This window comes from Kitasatospora sp. NPDC052896, assembly GCF_044547075.1.
Taxonomy (GTDB): domain Bacteria; phylum Actinomycetota; class Actinomycetes; order Streptomycetales; family Streptomycetaceae; genus Kitasatospora.
On record NZ_JBITZU010000002.1, the window covers coordinates 388,510 to 409,736 of the forward strand.

The 21,227-nt window shown below is 72.5% G+C and carries 20 protein-coding genes, 1 tRNA gene and 1 riboswitch; of the genes, 6 read left to right on the forward strand and 15 right to left on the reverse strand.

What is annotated here, in order from left to right:
• Positions 1-5: 5 nt before the first annotated feature.
• Entirely contained in the window at positions 6-719 is a 714-nt protein-coding gene (gene msrA, locus ACIGXM_RS07860; protein WP_396557984.1) for a peptide-methionine (S)-S-oxide reductase MsrA, read from the forward strand.
• A gap of 70 nt (positions 720-789) precedes the next feature.
• Here msrA and ACIGXM_RS07865 read toward each other — a convergent pair whose 3' ends face one another.
• From ACIGXM_RS07865 to ACIGXM_RS07880, 4 genes are all read right to left on the reverse strand, one after another.
• The gene (locus ACIGXM_RS07865) at positions 790-1,287 is read right to left on the reverse strand and encodes a hypothetical protein (RefSeq protein WP_396557986.1); all 498 of its coding nucleotides are present in this window, start codon (positions 1,285-1,287) and stop codon (positions 790-792) included.
• A 589-nt stretch (positions 1,288-1,876) separates the two neighbouring features.
• Complete coding sequence (locus ACIGXM_RS07870; RefSeq protein WP_396557988.1) at positions 1,877-3,112, reverse strand: Ig-like domain-containing protein; 1,236 nt, start codon at positions 3,110-3,112, stop codon at positions 1,877-1,879.
• A 162-nt stretch (positions 3,113-3,274) separates the two neighbouring features.
• The gene (locus ACIGXM_RS07875; protein ID WP_396557990.1) at positions 3,275-3,592 is read right to left on the reverse strand and encodes a hypothetical protein; all 318 of its coding nucleotides are present in this window, start codon (positions 3,590-3,592) and stop codon (positions 3,275-3,277) included.
• 445 nt (positions 3,593-4,037) lie between these two features.
• Positions 4,038-5,438, reverse strand: a complete 1,401-nt coding sequence (locus ACIGXM_RS07880; protein WP_396557992.1) for a cystathionine beta-synthase — start codon at positions 5,436-5,438, stop codon at positions 4,038-4,040.
• 164 nt (positions 5,439-5,602) lie between these two features.
• On the opposite strand from ACIGXM_RS07880, the gene ACIGXM_RS07885 reads away from it, so the two are divergent.
• From ACIGXM_RS07885 to ACIGXM_RS07895, 3 genes are all read left to right on the forward strand, one after another.
• Positions 5,603-6,697 (forward strand): SGNH/GDSL hydrolase family protein, encoded by a 1,095-nt coding sequence (locus ACIGXM_RS07885; RefSeq protein WP_396557994.1) that lies wholly within the window; start codon positions 5,603-5,605, stop codon positions 6,695-6,697.
• A gap of 48 nt (positions 6,698-6,745) precedes the next feature.
• Entirely contained in the window at positions 6,746-7,966 is a 1,221-nt protein-coding gene (locus tag ACIGXM_RS07890; RefSeq protein WP_396557996.1) for an acetyl-CoA C-acetyltransferase, read from the forward strand.
• A gap of 280 nt (positions 7,967-8,246) precedes the next feature.
• Complete coding sequence (locus tag ACIGXM_RS07895) at positions 8,247-9,173, forward strand: hypothetical protein (protein WP_396557998.1); 927 nt, start codon at positions 8,247-8,249, stop codon at positions 9,171-9,173.
• Positions 9,174-9,207: 34 nt separating this feature from the next.
• Here ACIGXM_RS07895 and ACIGXM_RS07900 read toward each other — a convergent pair whose 3' ends face one another.
• The 3 genes from ACIGXM_RS07900 to ACIGXM_RS07910 all read right to left on the reverse strand — a co-directional run bounded on the left by ACIGXM_RS07900 (position 9,208) and on the right by ACIGXM_RS07910 (position 10,755).
• Positions 9,208-9,588: a hypothetical protein gene (locus ACIGXM_RS07900; RefSeq protein ID WP_396558000.1), complete on the reverse strand. Its 381-nt coding sequence runs from the start codon at positions 9,586-9,588 to the stop codon at positions 9,208-9,210.
• 158 nt (positions 9,589-9,746) lie between these two features.
• Positions 9,747-10,556 (reverse strand): Bax inhibitor-1/YccA family protein, encoded by an 810-nt coding sequence (locus tag ACIGXM_RS07905; protein WP_396558002.1) that lies wholly within the window; start codon positions 10,554-10,556, stop codon positions 9,747-9,749.
• 114 nt (positions 10,557-10,670) lie between these two features.
• A tRNA-Leu gene (locus tag ACIGXM_RS07910) sits at positions 10,671-10,755 on the reverse strand.
• A gap of 358 nt (positions 10,756-11,113) precedes the next feature.
• On the opposite strand from ACIGXM_RS07910, the gene ACIGXM_RS07915 reads away from it, so the two are divergent.
• Complete coding sequence (locus ACIGXM_RS07915; RefSeq protein ID WP_396558004.1) at positions 11,114-11,428, forward strand: hypothetical protein; 315 nt, start codon at positions 11,114-11,116, stop codon at positions 11,426-11,428.
• 270 nt (positions 11,429-11,698) lie between these two features.
• On the opposite strand, the gene ACIGXM_RS07920 is transcribed toward ACIGXM_RS07915, so the two are convergent.
• The 7 genes from ACIGXM_RS07920 to ACIGXM_RS07950 all read right to left on the reverse strand — a co-directional run bounded on the left by ACIGXM_RS07920 (position 11,699) and on the right by ACIGXM_RS07950 (position 19,613).
• A complete protein-coding gene (locus tag ACIGXM_RS07920) occupies positions 11,699-13,069 on the reverse strand; it encodes an NAD(P)/FAD-dependent oxidoreductase (protein WP_396558006.1) in 1,371 nt (456 codons plus the stop codon).
• Positions 13,070-13,495: 426 nt separating this feature from the next.
• The gene (locus ACIGXM_RS07925; protein WP_396558008.1) at positions 13,496-14,437 is read right to left on the reverse strand and encodes an exopolyphosphatase; all 942 of its coding nucleotides are present in this window, start codon (positions 14,435-14,437) and stop codon (positions 13,496-13,498) included.
• Positions 14,434-15,075: a DUF501 domain-containing protein gene (locus tag ACIGXM_RS07930; protein WP_396558010.1), complete on the reverse strand. Its 642-nt coding sequence runs from the start codon at positions 15,073-15,075 to the stop codon at positions 14,434-14,436. Before ACIGXM_RS07930 ends, ACIGXM_RS07925 begins: the two co-directional genes overlap by 4 nt.
• 14 nt (positions 15,076-15,089) lie before the next feature.
• A complete protein-coding gene (locus tag ACIGXM_RS07935) occupies positions 15,090-15,530 on the reverse strand; it encodes a septum formation initiator family protein (protein WP_396558011.1) in 441 nt (146 codons plus the stop codon).
• Positions 15,531-15,636: 106 nt separating this feature from the next.
• Positions 15,637-16,926 carry a phosphopyruvate hydratase gene (gene eno, locus ACIGXM_RS07940; protein ID WP_396558013.1) on the reverse strand — a complete coding sequence of 430 codons (1,290 nt, stop codon included), beginning with the start codon at positions 16,924-16,926 and terminating at the stop codon, positions 15,637-15,639.
• Between the two features lie 188 nt (positions 16,927-17,114).
• Positions 17,115-17,984, reverse strand: coding sequence for a transglycosylase family protein (locus tag ACIGXM_RS07945; RefSeq protein WP_396558015.1), 870 nt, complete (start codon positions 17,982-17,984; stop codon positions 17,115-17,117).
• A 5-nt stretch (positions 17,985-17,989) separates the two neighbouring features.
• Positions 17,990-18,153: riboswitch (cyclic di-AMP (ydaO/yuaA leader) on the reverse strand.
• Between the two features lie 212 nt (positions 18,154-18,365).
• On the reverse strand, positions 18,366-19,613 hold the full coding sequence (locus ACIGXM_RS07950) for a cytochrome P450 (RefSeq protein ID WP_396558017.1): 1,248 nt from the start codon (positions 19,611-19,613) through the stop codon (positions 18,366-18,368).
• Between the two features lie 145 nt (positions 19,614-19,758).
• Here ACIGXM_RS07950 and ACIGXM_RS07955 point away from each other — a divergent pair, with 145 nt between their 5' ends.
• On the forward strand, positions 19,759-20,181 hold the full coding sequence (locus ACIGXM_RS07955) for an SDR family NAD(P)-dependent oxidoreductase (RefSeq protein WP_396558019.1): 423 nt from the start codon (positions 19,759-19,761) through the stop codon (positions 20,179-20,181).
• A 47-nt stretch (positions 20,182-20,228) separates the two neighbouring features.
• Here the strand turns inward: ACIGXM_RS07955 and ACIGXM_RS07960 are convergent, their stop codons facing one another.
• The gene (locus tag ACIGXM_RS07960; RefSeq protein WP_396558021.1) at positions 20,229-21,227 is read right to left on the reverse strand and encodes a MazG family protein; all 999 of its coding nucleotides are present in this window, start codon (positions 21,225-21,227) and stop codon (positions 20,229-20,231) included.

Sequence of the window (21,227 nt, forward strand, 5' to 3'; positions counted from 1 at the left end):
CCGACATGTTCTTCCACCGCGCCAAGACCGAGCCCGTCCCCGCCGACCGCGCGCTGCCCGGCCGCGCGGCGCCCGCCTTCGTCCTCACCGAGCCGCACACCGTCCTCGGCACCCCGCTGACCGGCCCCTACCCGGCCGGCCTGGAGGTCGCCGACTTCGGCCTGGGCTGCTTCTGGGGCGCCGAGCGGACGTTCTGGCAACTGCCGGGCGTGTGGACCACGCTGGTCGGCTACCAGGGCGGCTACACCCCCAACCCGACGTACGAGGAGGTCTGCACCGGGCAGACCGGGCACACCGAGGCGGTCCGGGTGGTCTTCGACCCGGCCGTGATCTCCTACACCACCCTGCTCAAGACCTTCTGGGAGGCGCACGACCCGACCCAGGGCCACCGGCAGGGCAACGACGTCGGCACCCAGTACCGCTCCGCCGTCCACACCCACTCCGCCGCCCAGCAGGCCGCCGCCGAGTCCTCCCGGGACGCCTTCCAGCCCGCCCTCACCGCCCTCGGCCTGGGCCCGATCACCACCGAGATCGCCCCCGCCGGCCCCTTCTACCCGGCCGAGCCCTACCACCAGCAGTACCTCTCCGACGCCAAGAACCCCAACGGCTACTGCGGCCTCGGCGGCACCGGCGTCAAGCTGGGTGACCCTTCGGAGTGGGGTGGTTCCTGCCCGATCGGAGTCGCCAAGACGGACGATCAAGACGCTGACCAGCAGTAACCCTCTGCTCAACCGCTGCCGAGTCGACCCAGACCAGGGCCACCCGGCAGCGGGCCGACGGGCGCAGCGGTCAGCGGGACGTGCACAGGAATCTGAGGTGCAGCTTGACGTGGATGGGGGCGCCGCCGCCACTCCCCTCTCCGGTGCCGGAGCCCGTGGCGCAATCGAAGATCCCACTGCCGCCCGTGACGGTGAGCGGGGTTGTCTGCTGGGAGTTGGTCGCGAACTGAACGCCCACCTGTCCCTTCCCGTTGGAAAGTTGCAAGGTGTAGATCCCTTCGCCTGGTCCCCCCGAGTTGAAGCTCGACATCATGCCGGTCACAACTCCGATCATGTACCCGTTCTGAGATGCGTCCATGGTGTCGATCGAGAGCGAGCTGCTCGTCCCGGGAATGGAGTCGTGCCGTGTTCCCTGCAGCACGAACTGCAGGAGGCAGTCCTCCTTGTTCGGCCTGCCGGAAATTCTGCAGGGGCGATCGTGATGGTGGCGTTGGGCGGCCGCTGCGGGGGTGGCGAGAGCGGTGGTGGCTGCCGCCAGTGCGGCAGCCAGGGCGACTGTCTTTCGCACTTCTGAAATCCTTTCCTGACCAGTGTGATCATGCGGGGATTGCGTGATGCGAGGTACCCGCCGTGGACCTGCCGCACCGGCCGAGGCGGGAGGTTCACCCAGACGCCCTGACACGACGGGTGGGCAAGGTGGGGACGGTCCCGCACATGCGCCCGCTTCAGACACGCTGCGAGCCCCCTGCGGATCACATAAGGCTCACAGCGCACTGCCCTCTCAGGCGGCCAGCAGGTCCCGGGCGCGCTCATTGCAGTCGGCAACGAGCAGATGCCGCCCGAACGGGCCTCCGCAAGGACACCCTGGGACATGGCTTCGCGGCGGGCGCGCTGCCCGGCGCGGGCGTGGTCGATGGAGAGCCAGGCGTAGGTCTCGGCGGTGGCGCTGTTGCCGATGTCCTGGAAGGTCTGGGTGCGCTCGCACCAGCAGTACCCCTCCGAGGCAAGAACGCCGCCAGCCACTGCGGCCTCGGCGGCACCGGCGCCAGCTGCCCGATCGGCGTCGCCAGGACGGACGGCTGACCGGGTAGGGCCGCCGCCGCCCGTACCCGCGCCCCGTCCGGCGTACCCGCGCCCCGTCCGGGCGGGCAGGGGCGTCAGAGGGCGCTGCCGGCCTGCCAGGTGGGCCAGGGGATGTTCCAGTCGCTCAGGCCGTTGGCCGGGTCGACGGTGCGCTCGCCGGAGTTGACCACCTCGACCACGTCGCCGATCACGGAGCTGGCGAAGAACCTCGCGGCGTCGGTGGTCGGGTCGCCGGCGCCCTTGACGTCGCGCAGGGCCACGCAGCCGTGGCTGGTGTCGGCCGTGCCGAAGGCGGCGGCGGGCGACCAGTAGTTGCCGTGCACGAAGGTGCCGGAGGTGGTCAGCCGCTGGGCGTGCGGGACGTCGGGGATGGCGTACTCGTTGCCCAGGCCGACCGTGGTGGAGTCCATCTTGGTCTGCTGGTACTGCTCGGAGATCACCATCCGGCCGGCCCAGGTGCGGTGGTCCGGGGCCCCGCCGATCACCTTGTAGACCGCGCTGACCTTGCCGTCGGTGGTCACCGTCAGGGTGCCGGCCTGCAGGTCGGCCAGGCTGGTCTGGCTGCGGCCGACGGTGAAGGCGACGTCCTTCTCCTGGATGCCGAAGCAGCCGGGGGCGCCCTCGACGTCCTTGAGCCGCAGCCGGAGGGTGACCCTGCTGCCCGGGGCCCAGTACTGCTCCGGGCGGAAGTCCAACCGGGTGCTGGAGTACCAGTACCCGACGACCTCCACGTCCGGCACGGCCCGCACGGTGATCGCCTGCTCGACGGCCTTGCGGTCGGTGATCGGGGTGTTGAAGGTGATCGAGACCGGCATGCCCACCCCGACCGTGGCGCCGTGCTCCGGGGTGAAGTAGCCGACGAAGCTGTGCGCCGGGGCCACCGTGGTGAACGCGGTGTTGGCGGCGGCCTGCTGCTTGTTCCGGTCCACCGCGAGGACCGCCACGGTGTACCTGGTGGCGCTCGTCAACGGGTCGGTGCTGGTCCAGCTCCGCGCGTCGGGCGCGAGCCTGCCGGCCACCGGGTGTCCGGCCGAGTCGGTGACCCTGACCGAGGTGAGCGTGCCGTCGGCCGCGCCGACCGTGACGGGGGTGTCGAAGGGGGCGTTGGCGGTGCCGTCGGCCGGCGAGACGGTGATCCGCACGACCGAGGTCCCCGGCGCGCCGCCGGCGCCGCCCGCCGCCGCTCCGCCGCCCCCACCGCTCCCGCCGTCCTCGCAGGCCGCCACCAGCAGGACCGGTGCCCCGATCAGCCCGGCCATCACCCCGCGCCGGCTCCAGTCCCGACCCCCGTCGTCCCGCTCCGCTGTCACGTCACGCTCTCCCTGCGAAGAGATTCAGATCACATGCGATCGTACGAGACCTGGAGAAAGTGCGCCAAAAATGGACATACCGCCCAGCCGACAGGCAGTGGGCGGTATGCGCGACGCGGTGGGCGCCTCAGGCCGAGCGGGCGACGGACGAGCGGGGGCCGGTTACTCGACCTCGAACTCGTAGCTGTCGTCCTCGGGGTCGAAGGCGGTCTGCGCGGACTCCCAGGTCGCCTGCGCCAGCTCGACACCCGGGACGTCGCCGAGCAGCGCGACCGGGTCGATGAAGTGGGCGAGCGAGCCGGACGGGTCGACCTCGATGGCCTCGACCGACTGGGCGCGCTCCTCGTCGTCGAGGTACTCGTCCGCGTCGACCTGGGCGAGCGCCGCGGCCTTGAGCGCCTCCTCGTCGGTGATCTCGGCGATCAGCTCGATGCTGAGGCGGACGTAGCGGGGGGTGTCGGAAGCTTCGGTGCTGGTCATGGGGCGAGCGTAGGGGAGAACCCGGCCGGCTGCCCAACGCCCTGCCCCGTGGGCTGCGCGGGCCGGTCCCGGCATGCCGGGACCGGCCCCGCCCGCTCCGCCCGGCTCCCCCACCCGGGAGCCGCGGAGCCGCGCCGTGACGGCGCGAGGTGCCGTGGGAGCCGCCTCACCCTGGCACCGGCCGGAGCCGGGCAGGGGCGGGACGACGGCGACCCCCACGTGGGGCCCCTCCGGCCGAGCGAAAGGCTCGGAGGGAGACACGGCGTGCCGGTTCAGGGCCGGCCCGTGTGTCGCGACGACCGGGCACCGGGGAGCCGCTCCCGGTCGCCACCGCCGTCGTGCTCGGCGTCTTGCCGTGACACCTACAGTGCCCGAGTCGTGTTACCCGCGTGATGCGGGCAGGTGTCGTGGACGTACCAAATCGGGCCGCCGAGTTGATGGTGGGTCAATGCGCGGCCCGGCCGGCCATGTAGGCCAGCAGGTCCTGCTGGGTGACGATGCCCTGCGGCTTGCCGTCCACCAGCACCACCGCCGCGTCGTGCTGCTTCAGCACGTCCATCAGCCCGCTCACCGACTCGCCCGAGCCGACCACCGGCAGCGGCCGGGACATGTGCGCCTCCAGCGGGTCGGAGAGCTGCGCCCGCCCCTCGAAGAGCGCGGTCAGCAGGTGGCGCTCGGACACCGAGCCGATCACCTCGCCGGCCATGATGTCCGGGTGCCCGGCGCCCGGCGAGACCACCGGCATCTGCGAGACGCCGTACTCGCGCAGCACCTGGACCGCCTCGCCGACCGTCTCGCTCGGGTGCATGTGCACGAACTGCGGGATGCCCTGGTGCGCGACGGCGTCCTTGAGGGCCAGCACCTCGCCGATGGTCGCCTCGTCCTCGGCGGTGGGCAGGAAGCCGTAGTCGGCCATCCAGTCGTCGTTGAAGATCTTCGACAGGTAGCCGCGTCCGCCGTCCGGCAGCAGCACCACGACCACGTCGTCCGGGCCGAGCCGGCGGGCGACCTCCAGCGCGGCCACCACGGCCATCCCGCAGGAACCGCCGACCAGCAGGCCCTCCTCCTTGGCCAGCCGACGGGTCATCTGGAAGGAGTCCTTGTCGGAGACCGCGACGATCTCGTCGGCCACCGTGCGGTCGTAGGCGGTCGGCCAGAAGTCCTCACCGACACCCTCGACCAGGTACGGCCGGCCGGTGCCGCCCGAGTAGACCGAGCCCTCGGGGTCGGCGCCGACCACCTGCACCTTGCCGCCCGAGGCGTCCTTCAGGTAGCGGCCGGTGCCGGAGATGGTGCCGCCGGTGCCGACGCCGGCCACGAAGTGGGTGATCCTGCCCTCGGTCTGCTCCCACAGCTCCGGACCGGTGGAGTGGTAGTGCGAGGCCGGGTTCTCCGGGTTGGAGTACTGGTCCGGCTTCCAGGCGTTCGGGGTCTCCCGGACCAGCCGGTCGGAGACGTTGTAGTAGGAGTCCGGGTGCTCCGGGGCGACGGCGGTCGGGCAGACCACGACCTCGGCGCCGTAGGCCCGGAGGGTGTTGATCTTGTCAGTGGAGACCTTGTCGGGGCAGACGAAGATGCAGCGGTACCCCTTCTGCTGGGCCACGATGGCCAGGCCCACACCGGTGTTGCCGGAGGTCGGCTCGACGATCGTGCCACCCGGCTTGAGAGCGCCGGAGGCCTCGGCCGCCTCGATCATCCGCATCGCGATCCGGTCCTTGACCGAGCCACCGGGGTTGAAGTATTCGACCTTCGCCAGCACGGTGGCGGAGATCCCCTCGGTGACCTTGTTGAGCTTCACCAACGGAGTGTTGCCGACCAGCTCGATGATCGAATTGTGGTACCGCACGGGGGTCCTCCCGGTCTGTGGCGCGCATGGGTATCGGTATGGCAAGCCTATGGCTCCGGATGGCCGATGCCCGCCGATAGGGCGAAGGTGTCAAGGGGTATGCACGCTCTGGGACGGACCCGCGCGGCGCGGGTGACCGGGAGAGATCGTGAAGGGGGCACCGGATGCCTGGGGCGCAGTACTCGAGGGCGCGGGTGGCCCGGCGGATCGCGACGGCCGCGGCGTACGGCGGCGGCGGCCTGGGTCTGCTGGGGGTCGGGGTGGCCGGGCTGTTGATCACCGAGAGCCGGCTGGCGATCCGGGCGGTCGGCCTGCTGGACGGCGATCCGCCCCGGTCCGACGGCGAGTACGGGGAGGGCTTCGCCGATCCTGGCGTCGACCAGGAGCCGCTGGTGCTGGCGTTCCTGGGCGACTCCACGGCGGTCGGGCTGGGCGTGCGGCGAGCGCGCGAGACCCCGGGGGCGCTGCTCGCCGCCGGACTGGCCTCGGTCGCCGAGCGGCGGGTCCGGCTGGTCAACGTGGCGGTCTCCGGGGCGCGTTCGGACGATCTGGCCCGCCAGGTGCGGCTCGCCGTGGCGGCCCGGCCGGCACTGGCCGTGATCATGATCGGGGCGAACGACGTCACCCGGCACAGCCCGTTCACCCAGGCCGTCCGGCAGCTCGGCGAGGCGGTCCGGACGCTGCGCGGGGCCGGCTGCGAGGTGGTGGTCGGGACCTGCCCGGACCTCGGCACCATCAAGCCGGTGCGGCCGCCGCTGCGCTGGGTGGTGCGCCGGGTCAGCCGGCAGCTGGCGGCGGCGCAGACCATCGCGGTGGTGGAGGCGGACGGCCGGACGGTCTCGCTCGGCTCCCTGCTGGGGCCGGAGTTCGCGGCCCGGCCGGAGATGTTCGCCTCGGACCGGTTCCACCCCTCCGCACAGGGCTACGCCACGGCGGCGATGGCCGTGCTGCCCTCGCTCTGCGCGGCGCTCGGGCTCTGGCCGGAGGCCGTGGAGCCTGCGGTGCGGCGCGAGGAGGTGCTGCCGATGGCGGTGGCCGCCGCGACCGCCGCCGGGCAGTCCGGCACCGAGGTGGCCTCGGCCGCACCGGGCGGCGGGGCCGGCCGCTGGGCCCTGGTCAAGCACCGGCTGCGGCTCGCGCTGCCGGCGGTCGCCGGCGGCCCGGCCGCCGAGGACCCGGCCGCACCGGAGGACCCCGGAGCGCCGCCCGCGGCGTCGGCCAACTCACACGCGACCACAGGTGACGCGCGGTCTACTTGAGAGTAACTTCCTTTTCCGTAGCAGCCGGACACACACCCTGGAGCCGTCATGCCCGAAGCCGTCATCGTCAGCGCCGCCCGTTCGCCGATCGGCCGCGCCTTCAAGGGCTCGCTCAAGGACGTCCGGCCGGACGACCTGACCGCCCAGATCGTGGCGGCCGCGCTCGCCAAGGTGCCGCAGCTCGACCCGCGGGACATCGACGACCTGATGCTGGGCTGCGGCCTGCCCGGCGGTGAGCAGGGGCACAACCTGGCCCGGATCATCGCCGTCCAGCTCGGCTTCGACCACCTGCCGGGCTGCACCATCACCCGCTACTGCTCCTCCTCGCTGCAGACCACCCGGATGGCACTGCACGCGATCCGGGCGGGCGAGGGCGACGTCTTCGTCTCGGCCGGCGTGGAGACCGTCTCGCGCTCGGTCCACGGCAGCTCCGACGGCCTGCCCGGCACCCAGAACCCGCTCTTCGCCGACGCGGTGGCGCGTACCGCCGAGCGCGCCGAGAAGGGTGGCGGCGAGTGGCACGACCCGCGCGAGGACGGCCTGCTGCCGGACGCCTACATCGCGATGGGCCAGACCGCGGAGAACCTGGCCGCGCTCAAGGGCGTCACCCGGGCCGACCAGGACGAGTTCGGCGTGCGCTCGCAGAACCTCGCCGAGGCGGCCATCAAGGCCGGCTTCTGGCAGCGCGAGATCACCCCGGTCACCACTCCGGACGGCACGGTGGTCTCGGCGGACGACGGCCCGCGCGCCGGGGTGACCCTGGAGGGCGTGGCCGGCCTGAAGCCGGTCTTCCGCCCCGACGGCACGGTGACGGCCGGCAACTGCTGCCCGCTGAACGACGGCGCCGCGGCGCTGGTCATCATGTCCGACACCAAGGCGCGCGAGCTGGGCATCACGCCGCTGGCGCGGGTGGTCTCCACCGGGGTCTCCGCGCTCTCCCCCGAGATCATGGGCTACGGGCCGGTGGAGGCCTCCCGGCAGGCGCTCAAGCGGGCCGGGCTGACCATCGACGACATCGACCTGGTGGAGATCAACGAGGCGTTCGCGGCGCAGGTCATCCCGTCCTACCGGGACCTGGGCATCGACCTGGACAAGCTGAACGTCAACGGCGGCGCGATCGCGGTCGGCCACCCCTTCGGCATGACCGGCGCCCGGATCACCACCACGCTGATCAACTCCCTGCAGTGGCACGACAAGCAGTTCGGCCTGGAGACCATGTGCGTCGGCGGGGGCCAGGGCATGGCGATGGTCATCGAGCGCCTGAGCTGAGGCAGTTGAGCGCTCGGGCCACTCGTTCGGAGTGACCGAGCGTGACTGGGGGCCGGATCACATTTCCACCGCGATCCGGCCCTTTCGCATGCCGATTCCGGCCCGGTTCTCGACGTTCCGAAGTCGGCCAACCGCGCAGCGTACAACGGCCCGACGTCCAGATATTCCGACAATGATTAACATCACGGGGCAAATTGGACATCTTCCACTGCAGCCCCAGCCCACTATGCGGCAGGGTGGAGGGGTTCCCCCGTTCCACTCCGCGCAAGGAGTACGTTCCGTGAGCGCCGTGTACATCCCGCTGTTGCTGGTTCTGATCGCCGTGTCGTCAGCCGTGCTGGTCCATGTACGCGGCCTCTCCCGCCGGTTCACCGAGCTGGCCGCCGCGTCCACTCAGGTGGACGAGGAGGTGATACGCCGGGCCGTCACCGAGGCACTCGCCGCCGACCGGGAGCGCGAGGTCAACGAGGCGCGGGCGTTCTGGGCCGAGCAGGAGGCCCGGGCGGCCGAGGACGCCGAGCTGTTGGACACCCCGTTCGCCGGCGACCCGCACGGGCTGGGCCCGGTGGAGAACTGGCCGGTGTTCTTCCCGCGCCCGACCGGCCCGGAGGACGCCGCGGACGGCGCCGCCATGGACCCGGCGTTCGGCGACGCGCTCCGCGCGGCCCTGGAGGACCTGGTCGGCGACAGCGGCCCGCTGCCCGGCCCGACCGTCGGCGGGCACCCGGCGCAGGCCGACTCGGGCGCCGCCGGCGACGCCCAGGCCCGCCGGGAGGCCGATCTGCTCGCCACCGGCCTGGAGGCCGGACTGCTCGACCCGGACCCCGCCGCCACCGAGGAGCCGGCCGCCGCCGTCCCCGACCCGCGCCGCCACCCCTCGCACCCCGACTTCGTGCCCAGCCAGACGCCGTCCCGGGAGTGGACGGACGCGCGGCTCACCGCGCTGGCCGAGGACCGGATCGCGCTGACCGACGTCCGGCCCGGCCCGCTCGGCACCCTGGACGTCTACGCCTTCGCCGACGGCACCACCCTCTGCGTGGCGCCCGGCGACCGGGAGGCCGCGTACCGGCTGATCGACGCGGTGCGGGCGGCCGAGGACGTCCGGCTGCTCGGCGGCTCGCGGTTCTCCGGCTCGTACTCGCTGACCTTCTCCACCGACGACGAGGCGGTCTACGTGCTGGCCGACCGCGTGGTGGCCAGCATCTGACGCCGGCTCGGCCGGATCGACCGACCCGGCCCGCTCAGCCGCACAGCTCCGCCACGGCGCCCACCGCCGCGACCGCCTCCGCCAGCAGGCCGGCCGCCGTGGTCCGGGCGCCGTCGGCCGTTTCCAGCGGGTGCTCGTCGGCCAGCGGGGCCAACGCGACGACCAGATCGTGCCCGGCGACGGCGAGTTGGTCGCCGACCGCGAACGCCCCGGCGTCCGGGACGACCCGCGGCGCGGACTCCGCGCCCTCCTCCAGCCGCTGGGCCTCCGCCGCGAGCCGGTCGGCCAGCGCGAGGCCGGCGGCGGCCCGGGAGGGGTAGCCGGGGACGGCGCCGAGCAGCCGGCTCTGCGGGAGGGCGCGGAAACGATCCGCCAGGCGGTCGACGGCGTGCAGCAGGGCGGCGGCATCGGGCATACCGCGAGCCTAACGGGCACCGGACCCGCCCGCCGGACCGCCTCCGGGACCGCCTCCGGGGCCGCCGCCAGGGCCGCCGCCATGACCACTGAGTGTCACGCAGCGCGGTTGGCCGAAAACGGACGGTTCAACGGACGATCCGATCGTCGCCGCACGGTTCAGTCGTCGCCCCGCAGGATGGCGATCAGCCGCAGCAGCTCCAGGTAGATCCAGACCAGCGACAGGGTCAGGCCGAACGCCGCCCGCCAGGACTCCCGCTCCGGCGCACCGTCCCGGATCGCCCGCTCGACCGCCGCGAAGTCGAGCGAGAGGAAGAAGGCGCCCAGCCCGATCCCGACCAGACCGACCAGGATCCCCAACGGACCGGAGTTCAGCCCCAGCGCGGCGCCGAACAGCGAGGCCACCAGGTTGACCAGCATCAACAGCAGGAAACCGGCCGCCACCGCCAGACCGACCCGGGTGTACCGCGCGGTGACCCGGATCAGGCCGCCGCGGTAGGCGAGCAGCATGCCCGCGAAGACCGCCGCGGTGCCCAGCACCGCCTGGACCGCGATGCCCGGCCAGACCGTGTCGAGCGCCCGGGTGACCGAGCCCAGGAAGAAGCCCTCCAGACCCGCGTAGAGCAGCACCAGCGGCGGGCTGACGCTGCGCCGGAAGCTGACCACCAGGCCGATCACGAAGGCCGCCAGGGCCGCCAGGGCCGCCGGGCCGAAGCCGGCGGCCGGCAGCGCGAACCAGGCCACCGCACCGGCCGCGACCAGCGTGAGCAGGGTCAACGTGGTCCGGGCCACCACGTCGTCCAGGGTCATCCGGCCGGTGGCCGCCGGTCCCGCCGCCGGCGCCAGGTACAGCTGTTCCAGCTGCTCGGCGGTGAGTTGTCCCTCGTACGGGGCCCGCGCGGACGACGCCGAACCGGCGGCCCGGGTGAAGATCCCGTCCCGCGAGAAGACCGGGTTGCTGCTCCTCATGCGCTTTCCTCCCGAGGTGGCACGGCACCACTCTCTCCCCCGATGGTAATGGGTTGGCAAAGAGCAGGGGTATGCGCGGGCACCCCGAAGGTGCTCGGGAGGGTGTGAACTGGGTGGTGCCCGGAGCCGGACTCGAACCGGCACGACCTTACGGCCAAGCAGTTTTAAGCTGCCCGTGTCTGCGTTCCACCATCCGGGCCTGAACGACTCCGCGCACGGTGCGGATTACCCCTGAGCCTAGTCGTCCCGATCCCGGTAGCGCATGTTCCCAGCCAGGGAAGTTGTCATGCTTCCTTGCCATCTGACGAACTGTCCGTAATTTCTGTCACCCCGTTCGCCAGTTCCGGCCATCAGGGTCGCCGTCATACCGCAGGAGGAGAAGCTCGGCCTGTCGACCGACTCACGGTGGTGGCTGCCCACCCTCCCCATGACTGACGCCAGCCGGCTCGCGGCGCAGCACCATGGGACCGAGCCCGGCCCCGGGCCCGACCCGGGTTCGGGGCGGGCCCGCCCCTGGCAGGCCGGGCTGAGCACGGATCACTATCAAGGGGATCAGGATGCGCGGACCCAGCGGCCCCACCCGGCACACGCCGGGGCGGACGAGCCGGACGGAGCCCCCGACCCTTCCGCTGCTCGGCGCGGCGGCGGGCATCGGCCTGAGCGGCCTGCTGGCCTGGTCCACCGGCGGCGCACTGTGCAGCAGCGCGGCCGGGCTGGCCACGGTCCGGCCGTTCGGCAAGCTGCTGGTCTTCCTGGGCATGGTCGGCCTGGTCGGCCTGCTGGGCCTGGTGGCGGCCGTCTGGCCGACCCGGCGGGCGGGCCGGCCGGCCACGCCGTCCGAACGGCCGGCGACCCGCCGTGGTCCCGAGTGACGCCCGCCCATGCGTCCGGGCCGACGGGCGGGCGGTACGGCGGGTTGGTACGGCGAAGGGCCCCGGGTCCGGCGGTCTCCCACCGGGCCCGGGGCCCTTGCTTCCCTGCGGATACTGCTGTTGTACTCCGCCCGGTCGCACGGCCGGCTGAGCACCACGGAGGTCGTGGTCCGGCGACGCTGCCGGGCGGAGGGCCTCCGACTCTTACCCCCGGTGTTCCCGCACCGGAGGGCCCCCACCACCCGCCCAGGGGCGGCGGGGTCAGTCGCTTTACTTGCTGGCGAGTTCCTTGGCCTCGGCGGGCGCCTTGGCCTGGGCCGGCAGCGGCACCGGCGCGGTGACCTCCTGGAAGGCACCGAACGGGCGCTCCATCTCCGACAGGCCGACGGTCTCGCGCTTGAGGAACATGGCGAGCGTCCAGTCCGTGAAGACCCGGATCTTGCGGTTCATGGTCGGCACCCGGCTGCCGTGGTACAGGCGGTGGAACCACCAGGCCGGACGGCCCTTCAGCTTGTACTTGCCGAAGAGGATCGCCACGCCCTTGTGCAGGCCGAGACCGGCGACCGCACCGAGGTTCTTGTGCTTGTACTCCTGCTGCGGGAAGCCACGCATCCCGGAGACCACGTTGTCACCGAGCACGACCGCCTGGCGCACCGCGTGCTGCGCGTTCGGCGGGCACCAGGCGCCCTCGCCGGCGGCGAGGTCCGGCACCTGGGCGTTGTCGCCGGCGGCCCAGACGTAGTCGAAGCCCTGCACCTGCAGGGTCGGCGCGGTGTCCACGTGGCCGCGCGGGCCCAGCGGCAGGCCGAAGTTGGCGACGGCCGGGTTGGGCTTGACGCCCGCGGTCCAGACGATGGTGGAGGCGTCGGCCTCGACGCCGTTCTTCAGCACCACGTGGCCGTCGACGCAGGAGTCCATCGAGGTCTCGATGTAGATCTCGATGGCGCGCTCTTCGAGCTTCTCCTTGGTCCACAGACCGAGGTCCGGGCCCATCTCCGGGAGGATCCGGTTGGCCGCCTCGACCAGGATGAAGCGCATGTCGTCGCGGCTGACGGTCTTGTAGATCTTCGCCGCGTCGCGGGCCATGTCCTCGACCTCGGCGATGGTCTCGACGCCGGCGAAGCCGCCGCCGATGACCACGAAGGTGAGGGCCTTGCGGCGGACCGCCTCGTCCGTGGTGGACTCGGCCTTGTCCAGCTGCGCCATGACGTGGTTGCGGAGGCTGATGGCCTCCTCCACCGTCTTCATGCCGATGCCGTTCTCGGCCAGGCCCGGAATCGGGAAGGTCCGGGAGACCGAGCCGGTCGCCACGACGAGGTAGTCGAAGGGCAGCTCGTAGGAGTCGCCGGCCAGCGGCGCGATGGTGGCGACCTTGCGGGCGTGGTCCACCTCGGTCACGTGACCGGTGAGCACCTCCGCCTTCTTCAGGGCGCTGCGCAGCGGCGCGACGAGGTTGCGAGGGGCGACGTTGCCGCCGGCCGCCTCGGGAAGGAAGGGCAGGTACGTCATGTACGACCGCGGGTCGACGACCGTGACGGTCGCCTCCCCGAAGCGCATCTTCTTGAGGATGCGCATCGCGGCATACAGGCCGACGTAACCACCGCCGACAATGAGGATGCGAGGACGCTCCGTGGTGCTCATATCGGAAAGTATCCAGCACGGTTGAGAGCGCCTTGCGTGAGGCCCGTCACAGGACGCTGGACAGCCTCTGCTACACTACGCGGCCACTATCACGGATCACCGGCCCACGCGGGGGGCCGGTCGACCGGCCGGCCACGGGTTTGATTCCACGCGGCCCTGCTGAGCAGCAACGATCCGTCGGGCCCCACGGTTCCCGGGCATCATTTCGATTCCACCGGCTGATTCCGGGACCCGCCTGGGATCCAGCGACCACCGCCCGCCGACCACCTTCGGACCCACAATCCGGGCGGACCGGACAGCAATGTCCCCCGTTTGCGCGGATCCCCATGTGAAGAAATTCACGAAGCTTTTCGCGACACGCCCGACGCGGCCCCACCCCGAGGGTGCGAACACCTCCCGGGGAAGGGCCGCGGACCCGGCGGTCCGTCAGCCGAGCACGCTCCAGGCGATCCCGTCGAGGATGTCGTGCTCGCTGACGAGCACCTCGGTGGCGCCGGTCCGTTCCATGATCGAGAGCATCACCAGCGCGCCGGCCGCGATCACGTCCACCCGGCCCGGGTGGATCACCGGGATCGCCGCCCGCTCCGCGTGGGTGGCGCTGAGCAGCCGCCCGGTGACCTCGCGGACCTGCTCCAGGCTGATCCGCGAGTGGTGCACCAGCTCGGAGTCGTAGGACGGCAGGTCGAGCGCGACCGCCGCCACCGTGGTCACCGTGCCGGCCAGGCCGACCAGCGAGGCCGCCTCGGTCAGCGGCACCTCCTCGGCCGCCAGGTCGAGCGCCTTCCCGATGTCCGCCTTGGCCGCCGAGATCTGGCCCAGGGTCGGCACCTCGGAGCCGGCGAAGTGCCGCTCGGTCAGCCGCACGCAGCCGATGTCCACCGAGCGGGCGTGCCGCACCTCCCCGTCGCCCAGCACGAACTCGGTCGAACCACCGCCCAGGTCGAAGACCAGGTAGGGGGCGGCGACCGGACCGCCGGCCAGCTCCCGGGTGGCACCGGTGAAGGAGAGCCGGGCCTCCTCGTCACCGGTCACCACCTCGGGGTCCACCCCGAGGATCTCCCGCACCCCGACGGCGAACTCGGCGCTGTTCTCGGCGTCCCGCGAGGCGCTGGTGGCGACGAAGCGGACGTGCTCGGGGGCGATGCCGTGCTCGCCGATGACCGCCGCGTACTCCCGGCAGGCCGCGAAGGTGCGCTCCAGCGCCTCCGGGGCGAGTCGGCCGGTGCGGTCCACGCCCTGGCCGAGCCGGACGATGATCATCCGTCGGTCCAGGTCGGTGATCCCGCCGGTCTCCGGGTCGAGTTCGGCGATCAGCAGCCGGATCGAGTTGGTGCCGCAGTCGACTGCGGCCACCCGAGTGGTCGTCACTTGTCCTGCTCCTGCTCCCGGGCCGCCCGCTTGGCGGCCCGCTCGGCGGCCTTCCGCTCCTTGGCGGCGATCACGGCCGCGTGGTCCTCGGTCTTCTCCCGCTGGGCGTGCAGCGCCGCGACCCCGGCCTCGATGTCCTCCTCGGTGACGCAGCCGCCCTTGCGCCACCACTCCGGCAGCATCGCCAACGCCTCGTCACCGAGCGGGTTGACCCCGGGCCCGGCGGCCAGCGCGTGGCCCACCAGGACGTGCAGGCACTTCACCCGGTCCGGCATCCCGCCGGCCGAGGGGAAGCCCTCCAGCACCTCGATGGCGTCCCGGCGGGCGATGTAGTCCTCGTGCGCCTTCTGGTACGCGGCGGCCAGCTCCGGGTCCTCGGCGAGCCGGGCGCTCTGCTCCTTCATCACACCGTCCGCCTCCAGGGTGCCGATCAGCGAGGCGGCCTTGGGGCAGGTCAGGTAGTACAGCGTGGGGAACGGGGTGCCGTCGGCCAGCCGGGGGGCGGTCTCGACGACGTCCGGGTTGCCGCACGGGCAGCGGTGCGCGACGGCGCGGGTGCCGCGCGGGACGCGGCCGAGCTGGGCCGCCACGGCGGCGAGGTCACGGTCGTCGACCGGCGGGGTGTTCTCAGTGGTCATGGCGGTGCGTCTTCTCACGGGGCGTGGGCGGGGGCGGGGGTTGCGGTGTCGGCCGCGTCGACGGAGTCCCAGAGGGTGGTGTACCAGGGCTTGGGCGCCTTGGCGGCCTGCGCCGAGACGGCCGCCGAGGGCGCCTGGGCGGCGGCCGAGGGCTTCGGGTCGACCGAGACGAACGCGGTCTCCCCGGGGAGCGCGTAGTGCAGCCGCTCGCGGGCCTGGGCCTTCACGTACTCCGGGTCCTGCCAGCGGGCCCGCTCCTTGGTCAGCTGCTCGACCTGCTTCCGGGCCTGCTCGGCCGTGACCCGCTGGGCGTTGATCTCGGAGCGCTGGGAGAGGAACTGGCGGGTGGGGTAGGCGAGGATCGCCACCAGCGCGCAGAGCACCAGGACGAGCACGGTGGCCCGGCTGGTGAAGCGCGGCCGCGCCGCCAGTCCCGGGATCTTCCAGCCTGCCATCGCTACCCCTCCGTTCGCACCGGTGCCCCGGCGTCCACCCTACGGGGTGAACGGCGGGGCACCGGACGGCGAAGTACGGGCGTGTCAGCCCTCGAACTCGCTGTGCTTACTGGTCCGCGGAGCGGAACCGCGGGAAGGCGGCCCGGCCGGCGTACTCGGCGGCGTCGTCGAGGATCTCCTCGATGCGCAGCAGCTGGTTGTACTTGGCGACGCGCTCCGAGCGGGCCGGGGCACCGGTCTTGATCTGGCCGCAGTTGGTGGCGACCGCGAGGTCGGCGATGGTGACGTCCTCGGTCTCGCCGGAGCGGTGCGACATCATGCAGCGGTAGCCGTTGCGCTGGGCCAGCTCGACGGCGTCCAGGGTCTCGGTCAGCGAACCGATCTGGTTCACCTTCACCAGCAGCGCGTTGGCGGTGCCGGTCTCGATGCCCTTGGCCAGGCGGGCCGGGTTGGTCACGAACAGGTCGTCACCGACCAGCTGCACCTTGGCGCCCAGCTCGTCGGTGAGGGCCTTCCAGCCCTCCCAGTCCGACTCGTCCAGCGGGTCCTCGATGGAGACCAGCGGGTAGTTGGCGACCAGGTCGGCGTAGTAGGCGCCGAGCTCGGCGGAGGAGAGCGCCTTGCCCTCGAACTGGTAGGCGCCGTCCTTGTAGAACTCGGAGGAGGCGACGTCCAGGGCGAGCGCGACGTCCTTGCCCGGGGTGTAGCCGGCCTTCTTGATGGCCTCGACGATCAGGTCGAGCGCCTCGCGGTTGCTGTCCAGGTTCGGCGCGAAGCCGCCCTCGTCGCCGAGGCCGGTGGAGAGACCGCGCTCCTTCAGCACGCCCTTGAGCGTGTGGTAGACCTCGACGCCCCAGCGGACGGCCTCGGAGAAGGACTCCGCGCCGATCGGGGCGATCATGAACTCCTGGATGTCGACGTTGGAGTCCGCGTGCGAGCCGCCGTTGAGGATGTTCATCATCGGGACCGGCAGGACGTGCGCGTTCGGGCCGCCCAGGTAGCGGAACAGCGGCAGGTCGCTGGCCTCGGAGGCGGCGTGCGCCACGGCGAGCGAGACGCCCAGGATGGCGTTGGCGCCGAGCGAGGACTTGTCGGGGGTGGCGTCCAGGTCCAGCATCGCCTGGTCGATCAGCCGCTGCTCGGTCGCGTCGTAGCCGACCAGCTCCGGGCCGATCTGCTCGATCACGGCGAGGACGGCCTTCTCGACGCCCTTGCCGAAGTAGCGGTTCTTGTCGCCGTCGCGCAGCTCCAGGGCCTCGAAGGCACCGGTGGAGGCGCCGGACGGGACAGCGGCACGGCCGGTGCTGCCGTCGTCGAGGCCGACCTCGACCTCGACCGTGGGGTTGCCGCGGGAGTCGAGGATCTCGCGGGCTACGACGACATCAATGGACGGCACGAGGCATCTCCTATGCGGAAGCGGTCCGGGGGACGTGGAACGGGTCGTACGACCAGAGCCTAACCGCACCCACCGGTCCGGCCGCCCGGACCTGGCTCCCCGTCTCGGCGTGTGGTCGGACTACCGGCCGGTAGTTCACCCGAATGCGCGTGCGGGGCAACCTGATCGCCCCGCACGCGCCGCCCGGCTCAGCCGAGGTGCAGCACCTGACCGGGCATGATCAGGTCCGGGTCGCCGCCGATCGTGCCGTGGTTGCCGTCGTAGAGCGCCTGCCAGCCGCCCTGGAGGTGCTGGGTCTGGGCGATCATGGAGAGCGTGTCGCCGGGACGCACGGTGTAGTCGTGGCCCGAGCCGGTGCCCTGCGCGGCGGCGGCGGGGGTGGCGGCCGGGGCGGCGGCCGGCGCCGCCGGGGCCTGCGCGGACACGCCGGCGTACTGGTCGTAGACGCTCTGGTGGCTGGTCCAGTACCAGCCGCCGTCCTTCTGGTACCAGAAGACCTTGGCGGCCGGGTCCCAACCGGCCTTGCCCTGGAAGACCGGGCCGCTCTGCTGCGGCTGGGCCTGCGGCGCCTGAGCGTGCGACTGGGCCTGCGGCGCGGCCTTGGTGCGGGCGGCCGGCGCGGACGAGCCCGACGACGACGAGCCCGACGACGACGAGGTGTCGACCGCGGCGGGAGCGCCACCGGCGGTCAGGCCGGCCTTGACCGAGCAGACCGGCCAGGCGCCCGGTCCCTGGTCGGCCAGCACCTTCTCGGCGACGGAGATCTGCTGGGACCGGGTGGCCTGGTTGGCCTGCGGGGCGTACTGGGTGCCGCCGTACGCGGCCCAGGTGGAGGAGGTGAACTGCAGGCCGCCGTAGAACCCGTTGCCGGTGTTGATGCTCCAGTTGCCGGTGCTCTCGCAGTTCGCGACCTTGTCCCAGACCGATGCGGTGGCGGCGTGCGCGCCGGTCGCGGTGAGCAGCGGCATCGCCAGTCCGACTCCGGCCACGCCGGCCGCGGCGATGGCCTTCTCGGTATTGGTGCGACGACGATGACGGCCTGTTCCGGTGAGCAGCATGAAGGTTTCCCTCTCCGCACGCCTGCGAGGTGAGCTGTCGGGTTCGGACCGGGAGGTGGCCCGGCCGTCCGTCCGGATCGCTCCGGCGGGCGGCTTCACCCCTAGCCGTGGGGAACGGCGGAATTACCTGGGTCCCCCGCCCCTGCCCAGGGTGTGGTCGGTGTCCCGATGGCGCGGCGGGCAGGATTCGGCGTTCCGCGCACGGGGTCCGCAGCTGCGAACTCCACGGAGAGTAGACAGATGGGCAGACCAATCACAAGCTCATATCGCATACATCACATGAAAATTACGGACCGTCATGGATCGCCTACCAACGACGGGCATATGTCCGCATTGATGGGTATTCAGATTCGGTCACACCGGGGCGAATCCGACACGCCGTCAGCCCTCGGCCGTGAACGCCACCGGGAGTTCCCGCAGGCCACGCATGATCAGTCCGCCGCGCCAACGCAACTCGGCCGGATCCGCCGACAGCTGAATATCCGGCAATCGGGTCAGCAGCGTGGCCAGCGCGATCTGCCCCTCCAGCCGGGCCAGCGGGGCGCCGATGCAGTAGTGGATCCCGTGACCGAAACCCAGGTGCGGGTTGTCCGTCCGGGCCAGGTCCAGGGTGTTCTCGGCGGCGAACCGGGCCGGGTCCCGGTCGGCCGCCGCGAGCACCACCAACACCGGGTCACCGGCCGCGATCCGCACCCCGCCGATGGTCAGCGGCTCGGTGGCGAACCGCCAGGTGGCCAGCTCCACCGGGCCGTCGTAGCGCAGCAGCTCCTCGACGCCGGTGGTCAGCAGCCCCCGCTCACCGCGGGCGAGCGCGCCCTGCAGCAGCGCCCGCTGCTCCGGGTTGCGGAGCAGCGCGTAGGTGCCGTTGCCGATCAGGTTGACGGTGGTCTCGAAGCCGGCGAAGAGCAGGATGAAGGCCATCGCGGCGGCCTCGTTCTCGGTGAGGTGCTCGCCGTGGTCGCTGGCCCGGATCAGACCGGAGATCAGGTCGTCCCCCAGGTCGGCCCGCTTGCGGTGGATCAGCTCGGCCAGGTACGTCCGCATCCGCTTCACCGCGCGGGCCACCCCGCCGCGCGGGCCGCCGCCGTGGCGGATCATCATCCCGGCCCAGTCCCGGAAGTCGTCCTGGTCCTCGGCCGGCACGCCGAGCAGGTCGCAGATCGCGTAGATGGGGAGCGGGAAGGCGAACTCGTGGATCAGGTCGGCCGAGCCCCGGGCGGCGAAGGAGTCGATCAGCCGGTCGGTCAGCTGCTGCACCCGGGGTTCGAAGGCGGCCACCCGTCGCGGGGTGAAGGCCTTGGAGACCAGCCGGCGCAGCCGGGTGTGGTCCGGTGGGTCGATGTTCAGCAGATGGGTCATCAGGTCGGCGCTGCGCTCGCCGGGGATGCCGACCCGCCCGGTGCGGTGGGCCTGCTCGCTGTGGTGCGCCGGGTTCTTGGAGAGCCGGCCGTCCGCCAGCGCCTGCCGGGCGTCCGCGTACCGGGTCACCAGCCAGGCATCCACCCCGCTGGGCAGGGTGGTCCGGTGCACGGGGGCGTGCGTTCGCAGCCAGGCGTACGCCGGGTAGGGGTCGGCGGCGAACTCCCAGGTGAACAGGGGTGGCATGGGTGTCTCTGACGGCTCCAGCATGACCCGACGTTATCCGGTCCGATCAGGAGTGAGCCTGGTCACCTGACGGGTAATCCCTGTTGCGGAGGGTCGCGCCGTGCCTACGATCCTCGGATAGCCATAGGCGGACGCCAGTGCGGTGGCGTCCCCCCAAGGAGGAGCAGCCATGCGAGTAGCCGGGGCAGTGGTGGTCATCGCGGTACTCGACGGCGGCGACGGTGCGGGACTCGCCCGCCGGTTCGTCGCCGCCGGCGCCACCGGCCTGCTGATCGCCGACCCCCGGGCCGGGATCGCCGAGGACCTCGCCGCCGACCTGGACCGCCCGGGTTGCCCGGTGGTCGGGGTGAGCGGCGACGTCCACCAGCCCAGCGACATCGCCGCGCTGGTGGACACCGCCGAGAAGCACCTCGGCCGGATCGACCTGTTCTGCGTCGCCGGCCCGGACGGCGAGCGGATCGTCGCGCTGGACGAGCTGCCCGGCCACCTGGACCGGCTGGCCGAACTGCTCGACCCGCTGGGCGAGGCGATCTGCGCGGTCGTCCCGCCGCAGCGCGTCGTCGCGGGCACGCCGGCCCCGCAGGCTTCCTGATCCGACCGGGGGCGCCCAGCCCGCCCGGCCCGGGCCTCCGCCGCCGGTCAGTCGGCCGGGTGCCCCTCGGCGGCGCGCACCGCGGCGCGATAGCGGCGGGCGGCGGCGCGCAGCGCGGCGTCCGGGTCGACCCCCGCGTCGTACGCGCGCTGCACCACGGCCAGCAGCAGCTCGCCGGCGCTGCCCTCGTCCAGCTCGGCGGGCAGCCGGTACGGCGCGTCCGGCGCGCCCGTGAAGCCCGCCCGGCGGACCCGGGAGACCAGCTTGGCCGCGTACGCCAGGGCGGGCAGCCCGGCCGGCACGCCGTCCAGCACCGACTCCCGGTGCTGCTTCTCGGCGGCCTTGAGGGCCTCCCAGTTGGCCTCCACCTCGTCGGTGGTCGACGCGGCGCTGTCGCCGAAGACGTGCGGGTGGCGGTACGTCAGCTTCTCGACGATGTCCCCGGCCACCTCGTCGATCGAGAACGGGTCCGCCGGGTGCTCCTCGGCGATCCGGGCGTGGAAGAAGACCTGCAGCAGCACGTCGCCCAGCTCCTCGCGCAGCGTCTCCCGGTCCCCCTCCTCGATCGCCTCGACCAGCTCGTAGGCCTCCTCGACCAGGTACTTCACCAGTGAGGCGTGGGTCTGCTCGGCATCCCACGGGCAGCCGCCGGGCGAGCGCAGCCGGTCCATCACCGTGACCAGGTCGAGCAACCGGGCACCGGGCAGGTCGTACGAGCCGGGCAGCAGCTCGATCTCCGGTGCCTCGCCGGCCTCCTCCACCGCGAGCCGGGCCAGCGCGTCGGTCAGCCCCGGGTCGCCGTCCGGGCTGCCCAGCCAGACCAGTGGTGCCCGCTCGGTCAGCAGCCGGGCCAGCGCCGGCGCGGTGCCGCGCTCGACCAGCTCCACCGTCACGCCGGCCCGGGCCAGCGCCGGCAGCTGCGGGTGCGCCGGGTCGGCGGCGAGCACCAGCGGCGCCGCGCGCAGCGCCTCCCAGGCCGGCCAGCTGAGCAGGCCGGGGGCGACGCGGTGGGTGGTGGTGAGCAGGGTCAGCTTCGAGGTCTCCAC